At 66.4% G+C, this 16,558-nt stretch carries 12 protein-coding genes; 3 read left to right on the plus strand and 9 right to left on the minus strand.

Features of this window, described 5'->3' with window-relative positions:
• Positions 1 to 111 precede the first annotated feature (111 nt).
• The 5 genes from odhB to AC1VNX_RS20180 form a co-directional block, all read right to left on the minus strand.
• The gene (gene odhB / locus AC1VNX_RS20160; RefSeq protein WP_483158756.1) at positions 112 to 1,386 is read right to left on the minus strand and encodes a 2-oxoglutarate dehydrogenase complex dihydrolipoyllysine-residue succinyltransferase; all 1,275 of its coding nucleotides are present in this window, start codon (positions 1,384 to 1,386) and stop codon (positions 112 to 114) included.
• A 54-nt stretch (positions 1,387 to 1,440) separates the two neighbouring features.
• Positions 1,441 to 4,317 carry a 2-oxoglutarate dehydrogenase E1 component gene (locus AC1VNX_RS20165; RefSeq protein ID WP_483158758.1) on the minus strand — a complete coding sequence of 959 codons (2,877 nt, stop codon included), beginning with the start codon at positions 4,315 to 4,317 and terminating at the stop codon, positions 1,441 to 1,443.
• A gap of 197 nt (positions 4,318 to 4,514) precedes the next feature.
• A complete protein-coding gene (locus AC1VNX_RS20170) occupies positions 4,515 to 6,521 on the minus strand; it encodes a propionate--CoA ligase (RefSeq protein ID WP_483158760.1) in 2,007 nt (668 codons plus the stop codon).
• 39 nt (positions 6,522 to 6,560) lie between these two features.
• Positions 6,561 to 7,163 carry an isochorismatase family protein gene (locus tag AC1VNX_RS20175; protein WP_483158762.1) on the minus strand — a complete coding sequence of 201 codons (603 nt, stop codon included), beginning with the start codon at positions 7,161 to 7,163 and terminating at the stop codon, positions 6,561 to 6,563.
• A gap of 17 nt (positions 7,164 to 7,180) precedes the next feature.
• Positions 7,181 to 7,852, minus strand: coding sequence for a TetR/AcrR family transcriptional regulator (locus AC1VNX_RS20180; RefSeq protein ID WP_483158764.1), 672 nt, complete (start codon positions 7,850 to 7,852; stop codon positions 7,181 to 7,183).
• 112 nt (positions 7,853 to 7,964) lie between these two features.
• Here AC1VNX_RS20180 and AC1VNX_RS20185 point away from each other — a divergent pair, with 112 nt between their 5' ends.
• Positions 7,965 to 9,587, plus strand: coding sequence for a 4-hydroxyphenylacetate 3-hydroxylase family protein (locus AC1VNX_RS20185; protein WP_483158766.1), 1,623 nt, complete (start codon positions 7,965 to 7,967; stop codon positions 9,585 to 9,587).
• 10 nt (positions 9,588 to 9,597) lie between these two features.
• Positions 9,598 to 10,398: an alpha/beta fold hydrolase gene (locus AC1VNX_RS20190; protein ID WP_483158768.1), complete on the plus strand. Its 801-nt coding sequence runs from the start codon at positions 9,598 to 9,600 to the stop codon at positions 10,396 to 10,398.
• 19 nt (positions 10,399 to 10,417) lie between these two features.
• On the opposite strand, the gene AC1VNX_RS20195 is transcribed toward AC1VNX_RS20190, so the two are convergent.
• Positions 10,418 to 11,548, minus strand: a complete 1,131-nt coding sequence (locus tag AC1VNX_RS20195) for a PQQ-dependent sugar dehydrogenase (RefSeq protein ID WP_483158770.1) — start codon at positions 11,546 to 11,548, stop codon at positions 10,418 to 10,420.
• A gap of 241 nt (positions 11,549 to 11,789) precedes the next feature.
• On the opposite strand from AC1VNX_RS20195, the gene AC1VNX_RS20200 reads away from it, so the two are divergent.
• Positions 11,790 to 12,365, plus strand: coding sequence for a C40 family peptidase (locus AC1VNX_RS20200; protein WP_483158772.1), 576 nt, complete (start codon positions 11,790 to 11,792; stop codon positions 12,363 to 12,365).
• 88 nt (positions 12,366 to 12,453) lie between these two features.
• Here AC1VNX_RS20200 and lpdA read toward each other — a convergent pair whose 3' ends face one another.
• Genes lpdA through aceF form a run of 3 tightly spaced genes read right to left on the minus strand, consistent with a single transcriptional unit; the run spans position 12,454 to position 16,543 of the window.
• On the minus strand, positions 12,454 to 14,280 hold the full coding sequence (gene lpdA, locus AC1VNX_RS20205; RefSeq protein ID WP_483158774.1) for a dihydrolipoyl dehydrogenase: 1,827 nt from the start codon (positions 14,278 to 14,280) through the stop codon (positions 12,454 to 12,456).
• Positions 14,277 to 14,870, minus strand: a complete 594-nt coding sequence (locus AC1VNX_RS20210) for an MFS transporter (protein WP_483158776.1) — start codon at positions 14,868 to 14,870, stop codon at positions 14,277 to 14,279. The genes lpdA and AC1VNX_RS20210 overlap by 4 nt, the downstream gene beginning before the upstream one ends.
• The gene (gene aceF, locus AC1VNX_RS20215; protein ID WP_483158778.1) at positions 14,867 to 16,543 is read right to left on the minus strand and encodes a dihydrolipoyllysine-residue acetyltransferase; all 1,677 of its coding nucleotides are present in this window, start codon (positions 16,541 to 16,543) and stop codon (positions 14,867 to 14,869) included. The genes AC1VNX_RS20210 and aceF overlap by 4 nt, the downstream gene beginning before the upstream one ends.
• Positions 16,544 to 16,558: the final 15 nt, after the last annotated feature.

The raw sequence follows: 16,558 nt of genomic DNA on the forward strand, positions 1-16,558 counted from the left end.
AAATCAGTGTTCCTTCGCGAACACCGCGGAACCGGCTTTACCGGGCCGCAGGTGTTGCCCCCGCGAGGGGGTTGGCGAAGCGACACGAAGTGCGCGAAGACTGGGGGTGGATCAGATGTCGAACAGCAGGCGCGACGGGTCTTCCAGCGCTTCCTTCATGGCGACCAGGCCCAGCACGGCTTCGCGGCCGTCGATGATTCGGTGGTCATAGCTCATGGCCAGGTAGTTCATCGGACGGACCACGATCTGGCCGTTCTCGACCACGGCACGGTCCTTGGTGGCGTGCACGCCGAGGATGGCCGACTGGGGCGGGTTGATGATCGGGGTCGAGAGCATCGAGCCGAAGGTGCCGCCGTTGGAGATGGAGAACGTGCCGCCGGTCATCTCTTCGATGCCCAGCTTGCCGTCCTGTGCCTTCTTGCCGTATTCGGCGATCTTCTTCTCGATGTCGGCGAAGCTCATCTGGTCGGCATTGCGCAGGATCGGCACCACCAGGCCGCGCGGCGAACCGACGGCGATACCGATGTCGAAGTAGCCGTGGTACAGGATGTCGTTGCCGTCCACCGAGGCGTTGAGCACCGGGTACTTCTTGAGGGCGTGCACGGCGGCCTTCACGAAGAAGGACATGAAGCCGAGCTTCACGCCATGTTCCTTCGTGAAGCTGTCCTGGAAGCGCTTGCGCAGTTCCATGACGGGCGCCATGTTGACTTCGTTGAAGGTCGTCAGGATGGCGTTGGTCGACTGCGACTGGATCAGGCGCTCGGCGATGCGGGCGCGCAGGCGGCTCATCGGCACGCGCTGCTCGGGGCGCTCGCCCAGGTCGGGGGCGCTGGTCGGTGCGGCGACCTGCGGCAGCGCGGGCTTGCCGGCCGGCACCGCCACGGTGGCTGCAACGGCTGCCGCGGGCTTGGCGCCCGAGGCAACGGCGGCGAGCACGTCGCCCTTGGTCACGCGGCCGTCCTTGCCGGTGCCGGCAACGTCGCCGGTCTTCAGGTTGTTGTCGGCCAGCAGCTTGGCGGCGGCGGGCATGGCCACGTCGGCCTTCGAGCCGCCGGTGGCGGCAGCCGCGGCTGCCGGAGCAGCTGCGGGCGCGGGGGCTGCTGCCGCGGCGGGTGCCGCAGCAGGAGCGGCCGCGCCGGCCTTGCCTTCGGTGTCGATCTTGGCGATCAGCTGGTCGGCCACCACGGTGGCGCCATCGGGCTGCACGATTTCGGCCAGCACGCCAGCCGAGGGCGCGGGCACTTCAAGCACGACCTTGTCGGTCTCGATCTCGATCAGGATTTCATCGACGGCGACGGCTTCGCCGGCCTTCTTCTTCCACGTGAGCATGGTGGCTTCGGCCACGGATTCGGAAAGCTGGGGGACTTTGACTTCAACGATAGACATTTGGAGTGGGCTCCGATTTGTTCTTCAGGGTATTCGTGTGAAAGAGGACTGGTTTTACTTGGTCAGCACGAAGCCCTTGAGCTTGCCAAACGCGCCATCGACGAGCGCCTTCTGCTGTTCCTGGTGCAGGTGCGAGTAGCCCACCGCCGGCGATGCCGAAGCGGCACGGCCGGAGTAGCCGAGCTTCTGGCCTTCCTGCATGTTTTCGTGGATGTAGTGCTGCACGAAGAACCAGGCGCCCTGGTTCTGCGGCTCGTCCTGGCACCAGACCACGTCGACGAGATTGGGGTACTTCTTAATCTCGGCGGCGAATGCCTTGTGCGGGAACGGATAGAGCTGCTCGACGCGGATGATCGCCACGTCTTCGTCGCCGCGCTCCTCGCGCTTCTTGGCCAGGTCGTAGTAGACCTTGCCAGAGCAGGCGATCAGGCGCTTGACCTTCTCGGCCTTCAGGGCCTTGCTTTCCGGAATCACGGTCTGGAAGCTGCCCTTCGTGAACTCGGACAGCGGCGACGTGGCGTCCTTGTTGCGCAGCAGCGACTTGGGCGTGAGGATGATCAGCGGCTTGCGCAGGTTGCGCACCATCTGGCGGCGCAGCACGTGGAAGATCTGGCTGGCCGTGGTCGGCTGAACCACCTGCATGTTGGTGTCTGCGCTGAGCTGCATGAAGCGCTCCAGGCGCGCCGAGCTGTGCTCCGGGCCCTGGCCTTCGTAGCCGTGCGGCAGCATCATCGTCAGGCCGTTGATGCGGCCCCACTTCACTTCGCCCGAGGCGATGAACTGGTCGATCACCACCTGCGCGCCGTTCACGAAGTCGCCGAACTGGGCTTCCCAGATGACGAGCGTGTTCGGGTCGTTCGAGGCGTAGCCGTATTCGAACGCGAGCACAGCTTCTTCCGACAGGATCGAGTCGATCACGACGAACGGAGCCTGGTTTTCGGCGACGTTCTGCAGCGGGGTGTAGGTGCCTTCGTCGAACTTCTCGCGGTTCTGGTCGTGCAGCACGGCGTGGCGGTGCGTGAACGTGCCGCGGCCCGAGTCTTCGCCCGACAGGCGCACCGGGTAGCCGCTGGCCACCAGCGAGGCGAATGCCATGTGCTCGCCCATGCCCCAGTCGATGTTGACGTCGCCACGGCCCATGGCCGCGCGGTCGTCCAGCACCTTCTTCACGAGCGGGTGCACCGTGAAGCCCTGCGGCACGGTGGTGATCTTCTCGGCCAGGCGCTTCCATTCGGTGGACGGAATGGCGGTGTCGCCGGCGTCGGTCCACTTCTTGTTGAGGTACGGGCTCCAGTCGACGGCGTACTTGCTCTTGAAGTTGGTGAGCACGGGGTCGACGGTGTTCTTGCCTTCGTCGAAGGCGGCGCGCTGCGCCTTGACCATGTCGTCGCCCAGCGTGTCGCCCAGGCCTTGAGCGGCCAGCTTGTCGGCGTACAGCTTGCGCGTGCCGGGGTGCTGGGCGATCTTCTTGTACATCAGCGGCTGGGTGAGCGAGGGGGTGTCCTGCTCGTTGTGGCCCAGCTTGCGGAAGCAGATGATGTCGACGACGACGTCCTTCTGGAACTCCATGCGGAATTCGAGCGCGATCTGGGTGGCGAGCACCACGGCTTCGGGGTCGTCGCCGTTCACGTGCAGCACCGGCGCCTCGATCATCTTGACGATGTCCGAGCAGTACAGCGTCGAGCGGCTGTCGCGCGGGTCGCTGGTGGTGAAGCCGATCTGGTTGTTGATGACGATGTGCACCGTGCCGCCGGTGGAATAGCCACGGGTCTCGGCCAGCGCCAGCGTTTCCATCACGACGCCCTGGCCTGCGAAGGCGGCGTCGCCGTGCACGATCACGGGCAGCACCTGCTTGCCCAGCGGGTCGCCGCGGCGGTCCATGCGCGCGCGCACCGAGCCTTCGACCACGGGGTTCACGATCTCGAGGTGCGAGGGGTTGAACGCGAGGCTCAGGTGCACCGGGCCGCCGGGGGTGGTCACGTCCGAGCTGAAGCCCTGGTGGTACTTGACGTCGCCGCTGGGCAGGTCTTCGGGAGCGGTGTGGTCGAACTCGGCGAACAGGTCGGCCGGCATCTTGCCGAGCGAGTTGACCAGCACGTTCAGGCGGCCGCGGTGGGCCATGCCGATCACGATTTCCTGCACGCCCTTGGCGCCGGCCTGGTTGATCAGCTCGTCCATGGCGACGATGAAGCTTTCGCCGCCTTCGAGCGAGAAGCGCTTCTGGCCGACGTACTTGGTGTGCAGGAAGCGCTCGAGGCCTTCGGCCGCGGTCAGGCGGTTCAGCACGTGCTTCTTCTGCTCGGCGCTCAGCTTGGGATTGGTGCGGGCGCTTTCGAGCCGCTGCTGCCACCAGCGCTTGTGGTTCTGGTCGGTGGTGTACATGTACTCGGCACCTATCGTGCCGCAGTACGTTTCGCGCAAGGCGTTGAGCAGGTCGCGCAGCGACATGGTCTCCTTGCCGAAGAAGGTGTTGCTGGTGTTGAACACCGTCTCGAGGTCCGCGTCGGAGAAGCCGTAGAACGAGGGTTCGAGTTCGGGAATGGCGGGACGCTCGGCGCGCTTGAGCGGATCGAGGTCGGCCCAGCGGGCGCCGACGTTGCGGTAGGCGGCGATCAGCTGCTGGACCGCGGTGCGCTTGCGGCCGAGTTCGGAATCTGCGCCGCTGGCCTGCACGACCCTGGTCGTGCCCTGCTTCGCGAGTTCGGCGAAGGCGTTGATGACCGGCTGGTGGGCAACGTCACGGTTGTTGGAACCGTCGGCGGCCGGCACGTTCTGCAGCGCGTCGAAGTACGAACGCCAGTTGTCGGGCACGCTGCCGGGGTTGGAGAGGTAGTTCTCGTACATCTCCTCGACATACGGCGCGTTGCCGCCGAAGAGGTACGTGTTGCCTTGATAGGCGGTATACGCCGTGGGCGTAGAGGAATCGCTCATGATCCGCTGACCTTCGCTTCCCTGAGGGAAGCACTAGTTGGTTTGAGAAACCTTCCGCGACACGGCTGAACCGATTGGCGGATGCGACTGTGGCTGGGGAAGGGCCTGAGTACCTTGGCATTGTGCCACGTCAACCATATGACGGTCCAACCGAGGTTCGCAACCCCTTCCTGTTGCTCATTCCCCGCTCATTCGGCTCAAGAGAGTAACTGTTTGATCTGCTGCAGCGTGGCGGGGTCGTCGATGGTGGTCAGGTCGCCGGGATCGCGCTGCTCGCAGACGGCCTGGATGGCCCGGCGCAGCAGCTTGCCGCTGCGCGTTTTCGGCAGGCCGGAGACGAAGCGCACGCGGGCCGGCCGGGCCAGGGCGCCGAGCTGGTCGGCCACCACCTTCATGATCTCGCCTTCCAGCTTGAGGGCCGCGTCGGCATCGGTCACGGCCTTGCCGTCCCTGGGCACCACGAAGGCCATCGCGACCTGTCCCTTCAGGGCATCGGCCACGCCGACCACCGCCACTTCGGCCACGTTGGAATGGCCCGAGATGCTTTCCTCGATCTCGCGCGTGCCCAGGCGATGGCCTGCCACGTTGATCACGTCGTCGGTGCGCCCGAGGATATAGAAATAGCCGTCCTCGTCGCGGATGCCCCAGTCGAAGGTCGAATAGACCATCTTGCCGGGCACGCTCTTCCAGTAGGTGTTGACGAAACGCGCGTCGTCCTTCCACACGGTCTGCATGAAGCCCGGCGGGGTCGGCCCCTCGACCACGACCACGCCCTTCTCGTTCGCGCCGGTCAGCTCTTCGCCGGTGGACTCGTGCACGATCCTGATGCGGTAGCCGTACATCGGCACGCCCGGGCTGCCGAACTTGCTGGGCTTGGGCTCGACGCCGTTGGCGATGGTGATCATCGGCCAGCCCGATTCGGTCTGCCAGTAGTTGTCGATGATCGGCACGCCCAAGCCCTCGCTGATCCAGCGCGCGGTCGGCTCGTCCAGCGGCTCGCCGGCCAGGAACAGCGCGCGAAGGGTCGAGAGGTCGTATTTCTTCAGCAGCGCCGGGTCCTGCTTCTTGAGCACGCGCACGGCCGTGGGCGCGCTGAACATCACCGTGACCTTGTACTTCTCGACGAGGCGCCACCAGATGCCGCCGTCGGGCTGCCGGTCGATGCCCTGCGTGGGCAGGCCCTCGTACATGATCGTCGCCATGCCGGCGATCAGCGGTCCGTAGACGATGTAGCTGTGGCCCACCACCCAGCCGATGTCGCTGGTGGAGAAGTAGGTTTCGCCGGCGCGGCCGTCGAAGATGTGCTTCATGCTCGCCGCCAGCGCGACCGCGTAGCCGCCCACGTCGCGCTGCACGCCCTTGGGCTTGCCGGTGGTGCCGCTGGTGTAGATGGTGTAGCTGATGTCGGTGGAGGCCAGCCAGGTGCAGGGCACCTTGGTGTCGAGGTGCTTGCGGCGCAGTTCGGCGGCAAGGTGGTCGCGCCCGGGCGTCAGGTCCATCGGCGCCAGGCCCCGGTCGGTCAGCAGCACGCCCGAGGGCTTGTGCTTCGACAGCCGGATCGCCTCGTCGAGCAGCGGCTTGTACGCGATGACCTTGTTGCCACGCGAGCCCGCGTCGGCGCTCACGATCACCTTGGGCTCGGCGTCCTCGATGCGCGTGGCCAGCGAACCGCTGGCGAAACCGCCGAACACCACGCAGTGGATGGCGCCGATGCGCGCGCAGGCCAGCATCGCGAAGGCGGCCTCCGGAATCATCGGCATGTAGATGAGCACGCGGTCGCCCTTGCCCACGCCCAGCTCGACGAGGCTGGCGGCGGTGCGCTGCACCTCGGCGTGCAGTTCGGCGAAGCTGTAGCTCTTCTCGATGCCGGTCTCGGTGGACACGAAGATCAGCGCCGGCTGGTCGCCCCGCTGCGCCAGATGCCGGTCGATGGCGTTGTGGCAGAGGTTGGTGGTGCCGCCCACGAACCAGCGCGCGAACGGCGGCTGGCTCGCGTCGAGGATCTGTTGTGCGGGCGTCTGCCAGTCGATCAGCTTCGCCTGCTCGGCCCAGAAGGCCTCGGGCGCGTCGACGGATTGGCGATAGAACTCTTCGTAGCGGCTCATCTCGGTTTGTCTCCTGTTATTCGTCCAGTCCTGGCAGGCGCCAAAACTGAATTCATAATTATGGAGACCGATCTTGCAGCAAGCTGACAGCCGGGACAACCCGGCTGTCTCGCCCCCAGCCGCCCCCTGCTCTTCCGATCAGCGGATGAGCGAGAGCACCTCGGAAAACGCAGGATGCTCCGCCGTGCGCAGCCACTCGAAGCCGACCATCTCGGTCGTCACCAGCTCGGCGCCGGCACCGGCCAGCCGGTCGAAGGCCGCATCGCGGTTGCGCTCGGTGCGCGAGCCGCAGGCGTCGGTCACGACCCAGACCTCGAACTCGTCTTCCAGCAGGTCGAGCGCCGTCTGCAGCAGGCAGACGTGCGCTTCGCAGCCGGCGATCATGATGCTGTTGCGCTCCTCGACGGGCGCCGCGGGCTTCTGCAGGTGCTTGGGCAGGCTGCGCGCGTTGCCCTGCGGCGCCTTGGCCGGCACTCGCAGCCATTCGCCCAAGCCCTCCTCCACGCCGCTGAAATGCATCTTCGACATGGTGCGCTGGCACTGCGCGCGAATGTCGGGCAGGTTCTGGCCCAGCTTGGAGGGGTTGTGCTCGGTGCCCCACACCGGCACCTGGAGCAGCTTCGCCATCTTGCCGAGCCGCACCGCGTTCTGCGCAACCGCTTCTCCCTCGAAGATCGCCGGCATCAGGCGCGCCTGGTAGTCGACCAGGACGAGTTGGGATTGCGAGGCGTCGAGCAGCATGAACGGGTTCTTTCTTTTCAGGAATCGGTTGAATCGGGCTGAACCGTACCACCGAAAAGACCGGGTTGGCGCGCGCCGCCGGCAACACGCGCCACGAGCTGTGCCACATAGGCCTTGAACAGCGCATCGGCCGACTGCCTGAACATGCGGATGCGCCCCGTATGCTGCATCAGCAGCAGGCCCACGCCGTGCGCGAACAGCGCGGTGTTCTCGCGCAGGGCGGCGTCGGCATCGAGCCCCATTTCCTGCAGCGCCTCTTCGCAGGGGCACAGGGCCTGGTAGAGATGGTCGTTCAGCTCATGGTCGAGCTCGCTGGTCAGGCCGCGCGGGCGCATGCCCTGCACCAGATAAAAGCCCAGGTCGAGTTCGCGCGGATTCGCGGCGTAGAAGTCGAACCAGGCTTGGGCCCTCGCGGCGAGCGCCTGGCCGGGGCCGTCCTGCGACACCGGGGCGTCGGCCACGGCGGCCTGCAGCCGCTGGATCGATTCGTCGAGCAAGGCTGCGTAGATGGCCTCCTTGCTCTCGAAATACGAATAGATGGCGCCCGGCGTGTAGCCGGCCTTCCTGGCGATTTCCCGGACGCTCGCCCCTTCGATGCCGGCTTCGAGAAAGACCGCGCGGGCGGCATCGAGCACGAGCGTACGACGGGCATCGCTGAGCGCCTGGCGGCGCTGGATCTTGGCTTCCATGGGCGGGACTATAGCCCTCGATTGATCACCACTCCAATTTTCTGATCGTTGATTGAAAAATTGAACAGTGTTTAAATCCTGGCAAAACCCACCCGATCAGGAGACAGACACGATGAACGCCCCGCTCCCCGGCACCTCCCTCATGTCCGGCGCCGACTACCGCGAATCGCTGCGCCGCTACAAACCCACCGTGTTCGTCGACGGCCGCCGCGTCGACAGCGTGGCCGACGAAGCCGCCTTCCAGCCCGGCATCAATGCCATCGCCCTCACCTACGACTACGCGCTCAGGAACGAGCACGCGCCGCTGATGACCGCCGTGCAGCACACCAGCGGCAAGCGGGTCAATCGCCTCTCCCACATCAACACCGGCGCGGGCGACCTGCTCAACAAGCTCGAAGCCGTGCGGCTGGTCTGCCAGGAGACCGGCTGCGCCCAGCGCTACCTGACGCACGACGCGCTCAACGCCATCGCCCAGGTGTCGGCCCGCATCGACGACGCCCGCGGCAGCACCGAGCACACCTCCCGCTTCCACGAGTACCTGCACCGCATACAGGACCAGGACCTGACGCTGGGCGTGGCCATGACCGACGCCAAGGGCGACCGCAGCCGCCGGCCGCACGAGCAGGCCAACGTCGACAGCTACCTGCACGTGGTGGAGCGCAACGCGCGCGGCATCGTCATCTCAGGCACCAAGGCCATCGTGACCGGCGCGCCCTACGTGCACGAGCTGCTGGTCATGCCCTGCCGCAACATGGGCCGGGAAGACGCCGACTTCGCCGTCTGCTGCGCCGTGCCGCTCGATGCGCCCGGCCTCACCATCGTCGCGCGACCGGCGGGCCGGCCCGGCGAGAAGCTGGAGCACGGCGATGCCCTCTTCAGCCGCAAGTACGGCCAAAGCACCGGCGTGTGCATGTTCGACAGGGTCTTCGTGCCATGGGAGCGCGTGTTCTATGCGGGCGAGTGGGAGCACTCCGGCCACCTGACCTACAGCTACGCCACGCACCACCGCCACAGCTGCATCGGCGCGCGCGCCGGCTTCGGCGACCTGCTGATCGGCGCGGGCGCGCTGATGTGCGAGGCCAACGGATTCGACCCCGGCAAGGAAAGCCACCTGCGCGAGCAGATGGTGGAGCTCATCACCATTACCGAGAGCTTCTTCGCCTGCGGCGTGGCGGCCAGCGTCTATGGCAAGGCCGACGAGCACTGCGAGGTTTTCATGCCCGACCCGGTATTCAGCAACATCGGCAAGCTGCTGCTGGCCACGAAGATCTACGACATGCACCGCATCGCGCACTACGTGAGCGGCGGCCTGATCGTCACCCTGCCCGGCCCCGACGAAGACCACAACCCCGAGACCGCGGCCCGCCTGTCCGACGTGCTGCGGGCCAACCCGGCCATTCCCTACGAGCAGCGCATCGAGACGGCCCGTTTCATCGAGGACCTGACGGCCGGCTACCAGGGCGGTTGGTACAGCGTGATCAGCCTGCACGGCGGCGGCTCGCCCGCTGCGATGAAGCAGGAGATCTGGCGCAACTACCCGGTCGGCTCCAAGGTCGAGTTGGTGGAGCGCATCCTCGAACGCGGCATCGCGGCCGACGGCTCGCCCGCCGCCGCGCCGCACGACCCGGCCCGCGCCATCACCCGCAACCGCCAGCCCGGCAAGTGCTGCGACACCGGATGCACCACGCCGGGTCAGGCCGTGATGGTCGACCTGCCCGTCTCGCGGCGCGCCTAGACTCCGGCGGATGAAGAAGCTCTTCTCGAAACGGTTTTGCCTCGCCGCACTGGGCATCGGCGCCGCCCTCCTCGCCACGGCCTGCGGCGGCGTGCGCAAGGCCACGGTGCCGATGGCGACCTCGCTCGAAAAGAGCAGTTGCGCGCGCGGCAATGTCGACACCCTGCTGGTCATGCTGCCGGGCGCCTATTCGACGCCCGACGAATTCGAGCGCGAGGGCTTCGTGCGCGCGGTCAGCGAGAACCGCGTCGCGGCGGACGTGATGCTGGTCGACTCCCATCTCGGCTACTTCAACGACAAGAGCATCCTCGAGCGCCTCGGTGCCGACGTGGTGGCGCCCGCGCGCAGCCAGGGCTACCGCCACATCTGGTTCATCGGCATTTCCCTCGGCGGCTTCGGCGGAATGCTCTATGCGCAGACGCACCCCGGCGACCTCGCGGGGCTGGTGACTCTCGCGCCCTACCTCGGCGAACGCACGCTCGGCACGGACATCGCCAACGCCGGCGGCCTCGCCAGGTGGAACGGGCCGCTGGTCGACCCGGCCGCCGCGGCTCCGCGAACACCCGATGAAACGCAGCTCTGGCAATGGCTGCGCGGCTACGCGGGCTTCACGAACACCGCGGGCGCACGGCCACCGCTCTACCTGGGCTACGCACTGAACGACCGTTTCGCATTCAGCCACCGCCTGCTCGCGGGCGTGCTGCCGCCGGAGCGCGTCTTCACGACCGAAGGCGGCCACGACTGGCCCGAGTGGAACCGGCTCTGGCGCCGGATGCTGCCGACCTTGCCGCTGCCGGGCTGCCCCGGCTGAAAGTCGGCACCGGGCCGGCTCAGTTCGGCCGCAGGCGCAGCAGCTTGCCGTCGGCTTCGTCGGTCAGCACGTAGAGCAATCCGTCCGGCCCTTGCTTCACGTCGCGGATGCGGGCGCGGCCCTCGGCCAACAGCTTGTGCTCGGCGACCACCTTGCCGCCCTTGAGCTCGATGCGATCCAGATAGCCGAACTTGAGCGAGCCCACGAACAGGTTGCCCTTCCAGGCCGCGCCGTAGCGGTCGCTGGTCAGGAAGGCCATGCCCGACGGCGCGATCGACGGCACCCAGTAGTGCAGCGGCTGTTCCATGCCCTCCTTGGCCGTGATGCCGTCGCCGATCTTTCCGCCGCCGTAGTTCTCGCCGTAGGTGATCACCGGCCAGCCGTAGTTGCGGCCGGCCTGCGGAATGTTGATTTCGTCGCCGCCCTGCGGGCCATGCTCGGTCATCCAGAGGCGGCCGTCGGGCGCAAGCGTGGCGCCCTGCCCGTTGCGGTGGCCGTAGCTCCATATCTCAGGCAGCGCGCCGGCCTTGCCGACGAAGGGGTTGTCCTTGGGCACCGTGCCGTCCTTGCCGATGCGCACGATCTTGCCCAGGTGGTTGTCGAGCTTCTGCGCGTCTTCCTTGCGGCTGAAGCGGTCGCCCAGCGTGAGGAACAGCGTGCCGTCGCGGGCCTCGACGATGCGGCAGCCGAAGTGGTTGCGGCTCGCCACCTTGGGCTGCTGGCTGAAGATGATCTTCAGCTCCTCGAGCTTCGTGCCGTCGGCCGACAGGCTGGCGCGCGCCAGCGCGGTGCTGTTGGCCGAGCCGCCGGCATCGGGTTCGGAGAAGCAGAAATACAGCGTGCGGTTCTTCTCGAAGCCGGAGTCGGCCAGCACGTCGAGCAGGCCGCCCTGCCCGCCCGCTGCGATAGGCGGCAAACCCGCGATGGGCGCGCCGATCTTCCCGTCGGGGCCGACCAGCCGGAGGCGGCCGGGCCGCTCGGTCACAAGGAAACGGCCACCCGGAAGGAAGGTGACGCCCCACGGGTTTTCGAGCCCCGTCGCCACGGCTTCAGGCCGCGTCTGCGCGGCGGCGAGGCCGCAGAAACCGATGACTGTGACAAATGTCCAGCGGCCAAGGGATGTCGAAAGAGGCAGGCGCGGCAAATTCATGATTTTTCTCTGACGTTGGATTCATCTTGACGAGAAATAGCAACTGAATCCAGCATGAACCCCGATCCACCCGAGGTCTGAAGGCCTTTCGACCGTCAACCGTTTATGGACCATAAACGTTCGCCGTTACATTTTTTCTTTGGCCGAATCGAAATTTTTCATGTAAATCAATGACTTACAGAGGGATCCGCTAATTCTGTTTAAATTGACATAACCGCGCGTCATCAATATCCTACGCGCCATGCGTTTTTTCGTCCTACCCGCATCCCTCCTCTTTGCCGTTGCAGTACATGCAGCCCCCCAACAGGAAAAAACCGATGACGAGCTGGCACGAATGCTTGCCGACAAAGGCCTGATCGGACAACTCAAGCAGGTTCGCCAAACTGTCACCGAACGCACTTCCGACCTGGTCGTCACCGCCATCGGATTCCTGGGCGTCCCCTACCGCCGTGGCGGCAACACCGCCGAATCGGGTTTCGACTGCAGCGGCTTCGTCCGCGCCATGTACAACCAGACTGTCGGCCACGTGCTTCCGCGCCGCGCCGAAGAGCAGGCCGCCGCCACCGAGAAGATCGACGCCAGCCAGCTCAAGCCCGGCGACCTCGTGTTCTTCAACACCATGCGCCGCGCCTTCAGCCATGTCGGCATCTACGTCGGCGAAGGCAAGTTCATCCACTCGCCCCGCTCCGGCGCCCAGGTTCGCGTCGAAGACATGAACGGCAGCTACTGGCAGCGCCGCTTCGACGGCGCCCGCCGCGTGCTCGGCGGCCCGACGGATGAAGTGAAGGCTGCGGCCGTCGCCAATACCGGCAACTGAGCCTCCCCCGAATTCAGAACAAAAAAATCCCGCCTCGGCGGGATTTTTCATGGGCGCTCGATCAGCAGCGCCCTTCCGTTCTGTCTTGTCAGCCTTTCTTCGCTGGCGGCAGATCGGTACACGTGCCGTGCGCTACTTCCGCCGCCATGCCGATGCTTTCGCCCAGCGTCGGGTGCGGATGGATCGTCTTGCCGATGTCGATCTCGTCCGCGCCCATCTCGATGGCCAGCGCGATCTCGCCCAGCATGTCGCCTGCATGCGTGCCGACGATGCCGCCGCCCAGGATGCGATGGGTCTCGGCGTCGAACAGCAGCTTGGTGAAGCCTTCGTCGCGGCCGTTGGCAATCGCACGGCCCGAGGCCGTCCAGGGGAAGTGGCCCTTCTTGACCTTGATGCCTTCGGCCTTCGCCTGGTCTTCCGTCAGGCCGACCCAAGCCACTTCGGGGTCGGTGTAGGCCACGCTCGGAATCACGCGGGCGTTGAAGGCCGCGCTCGAAAGCTCCTTGTCGCCCTTCAGCTCGCCGGCGATGACTTCGGCCGCCACGTGCGCCTCATGCACCGCCTTGTGCGCCAGCATGGGCTGGCCCACGATGTCGCCGATGGCGAAGATGTGCGGCACGTTGGTGCGCATCTGGATGTCGACCGGGATGAAGCCGCGGTCGCTGACCGTCACGCCGGCCTTCTCCGCGCTGATCTTCTTGCCGTTGGGGCTGCGGCCCACGGCCTGCAGCACCAGGTCGTACACCTGCGGTTCCTTCGGGGCGTTCTCGCCCTCGAAGGTAACCTTGATGCCCTCCTTCGTGGCTTCGGCGCCGACCGTCTTGGTCTTGAGCATGATGTTGTCGAAGCGCGGCGCGTTCATCTTCTGCCAGACCTTCACCAGGTCGCGGTCGGCGCCCTGCATCAGGCCGTCGAGCATTTCGACCACGTCGAGGCGCGCGCCCAGCGTGGAATACACCGTGCCCATTTCGAGGCCGATGATGCCGCCGCCCAGGATCAGCATGCGCTTGGGGTCGGTGCCCATTTCCAGCGCGCCGGTCGAGTCGACCACGCGCGGGTCCTTCGGCATGAAGGGCAGGCTCACGGCCTGCGAGCCGGCCGCGATGATCGCGCTGCGGAACTTGACGGTCTGCTTGCTGCCCGTGGTGTCCCAGCTGGTGCCGGAGGTTTCCTCGACCTCGATGTGGTGTGGGTCGATGAAGTTGCCGACGCCGCGCAGCACGGTCACCTTGCGCATCTTGGCCATGGCCGTGAGGCCGCCGGTGAGCTTGCCCACCACCTTGTTCTTGTGGCCGAGCAGCTTGGCGCGGTCGACCGTCGGCGCGGCGAAGCTCACGCCGAGGTCGGCGAAGTGCTTGACCTCGTCCATGACGGAAGCCACGTGCAGCAGCGCCTTCGACGGGATGCAGCCGACATTCAGGCACACGCCGCCGAGGGTGGCGTAGCGCTCGATCAGCACGACCTTCAGGCCGAGGTCGGCGGCGCGGAAGGCGGCCGAGTAGCCGCCGGGGCCCGCGCCGAGCACGATCACGTCGCACTCGACGTCGACCTTGCCGCCGTAGCTGGACACGGCCACGGCCGGCGCAGCGGGGGCCGGCGCGGGAGCGGTGGCCTTCGGTGCGGGTGCTGCAGCAGCCGAGGCAGGCGCAGCCGCAGCGGGCGCGGGTGCCGCGGCACCATCGACTTCCAGCGTCAGCACCACCGAGCCTTCGCTGACCTTGTCGCCCACCTTCACCGCGAGCGCCTTCACCACGCCGGCGGCGGACGACGGGATCTCCATCGACGCCTTGTCCGATTCGACCGTGATCAGCGACTGCTCGGCCTTGACCGTGTCTCCGACGTTGACCAGCACCTCGATCACTGCCACTTCGTCGAAGTCGCCGATGTCGGGCACCTTGATTTGTTGTTCGCTCATTTGGACACTTTCAGTTTGAGTGTGAGAACGTCGACCGGTGGGGCCGAATTGCGATCGAATTCGCAGGCGGCGGCGATGCCCGCCTCCGCCACGTCGCGCGAGCTGCGCGACTTGATGTCATAGGCCGCGTGCATGGCGCCGAGTGCGAAGCTGCGCCCCGAGCCGATGGCCCAGAACTCCTTGAACTCGAACACCTCGCGGTAGCTGTAGATGCCATAGATGCCGCTCTGGTTGGCCATCAGCATCGTGAACTGGCTCGACTCGTAGGGCTCGTGGTCGTCTTCCTTGGTCTGCATGAAGAACGAGTCCTTCAGCACCGGATGCAGCATCGTGAAGGTGCGGAAGATCTCGTGCTTGCTGCCGAACAGCAGCTGCTCGCGCGGTTGCGCGGCCAGCGCATGCTGCAGCACCAGGAAGTGCGCGGCGGCGCCGGCCATCGCGAACAGGCTCTGTCCCGCCGCGTCCTCGACGGTGAATATCTTCTGGTTCGCCTCGGCGCGATGCGAAAGCCGCGTGTCGCCGAAGGTCACCAGAGAATCGGCTGCCATCGTGACCTGGCCACCCTTGCGGACGGCCACTACGGTGGTCATAGCAGGATTCGACGGTAGTCCGCGAGCACCTGGCCCAGGTAGGCGTTGAAACGCGCAGCCAGGGCGCCGTCGATCACGCGGTGGTCATAAGACAGCGACATCGGCAGCGTCAGGCGCGGCACGAACTGCTTGCCGTCCCACACCGGCTTCATCGCACTCTTCGACAGGCCGAGGATGGCCACTTCCGGAGCGTTGATGATGGGCGTGAAGTGCGTGCCGCCGATGCCGCCGAGCGAGCTGATCGAGAAGCAGCCGCCCTGCATGTCGGCCGAGCCGAGCTTGCCGTCGCGCGCCTTCTTGGCGAGCTCGCCCATCTCGGCGCTGATCTGCAGGATGCCCTTCTTGTCGGCATCCTTCAGCACCGGCACCACGAGGCCGTTGGGCGTGTCCGCCGCGAAGCCGATGTTGTAGTACTGCTTGTAGACGAGCTGGTCGCCGTCCAGGCTGGTGTTGAACTCGGGGAATTTCTTCAGCGCCGCGACCACCGCCTTGATGACGAAGGCCAGCATCGTCACCTTCACGCCCGACTTCTCGTTCTCCTTGTTGGTGGAGACGCGGAAGGCTTCGAGCTCGGTGATGTCGGCTTCGTCGTTGTTGGTGACGTGCGGGATCATCACCCAGTTGCGGTGCAGGTTCGCGCCGCTGAGCTTCTTGATGCGAGACAGGTCCTTGCGCTCGACCGTGCCGAACTTGGTGAAGTCGACCTTGGGCCACGGGATGAGACCCAGCGCGGCGCCGTCGGCGCCGCCACCACCGGCCGGCGCCTTGGCCGCCGAGGCCTTGGTGCTGGTCTGGCCGCTCATCACGGCCTTGGCGAAGCTCTGGATGTCTTCCTGCGTGATGCGGCCCTTGGGACCGGAGCCCTTGACCTCTTCGAGCGGCACGCCGAGTTCGCGGGCGAACTTGCGCACCGAGGGCGATGCGTGCGGCAGGTTGCCGCTGGGGGCAACCGTCGGGTTGTGGGCCGGGGCTGCTGCAGCTGGAGCGAGCGCAGGCGCCGGGGCTGCCGCTGCGGGAGCGCTTGCCGTGGCGGCTGCAGGAGCCGCTGCGGCTGCTGCCTGCGCGGGCGCCGGAGCGGCTGCACCGGCCGCACCTTCGAGCACGGCGATCAGGTCACCGATGTTGACCGTGTCGCCGACCTTGACCTTGAGCTCCTTGAGCACGCCGGCGGCCGACGACGGAATCTCCATCGATGCCTTGTCCGACTCGACCGTGATCAGCGACTGCTCGGCCTTGATCGTGTCGCCCACCTTCACCAGTACTTCGATGACGGCGACGTCCTTGAAGTCGCCGATGTCCGGCACCTTGACCTCGACCGAGCCCGAAGCCGCCGGGGCTGCCGCGGGAGCAGCCGGCGCAGGGGCCGCAGCGGCCGGCGCAGGCGCGGCGGCCGGCGCAGCCGCGGCGGGCGCCGGTGCTGCTGCGGCACCCACTCCCTCGGCTTCGAGCACGAGCACCACCGAGCCTTCCTTGACCTTGCTGCCGACTTCGACCTTCAGTTCCTTGACCACACCGGCGGTCGACGACGGGATTTCCATCGACGCCTTGTCCGATTCGACCGTGATGAGCGACTGCTCGGCCTTCACCGTGTCGCCCACCTTCACGAGCACCTCGATCACCGCGACTTCGTCGAAATCGCCGATGTCCGGCACCTTCACTTCCACTGCTGCCATATCGTTGTCTCCCGC

The sequence above is a fragment of the Variovorax sp. TLI9-5A genome (genome assembly GCF_056867935.1).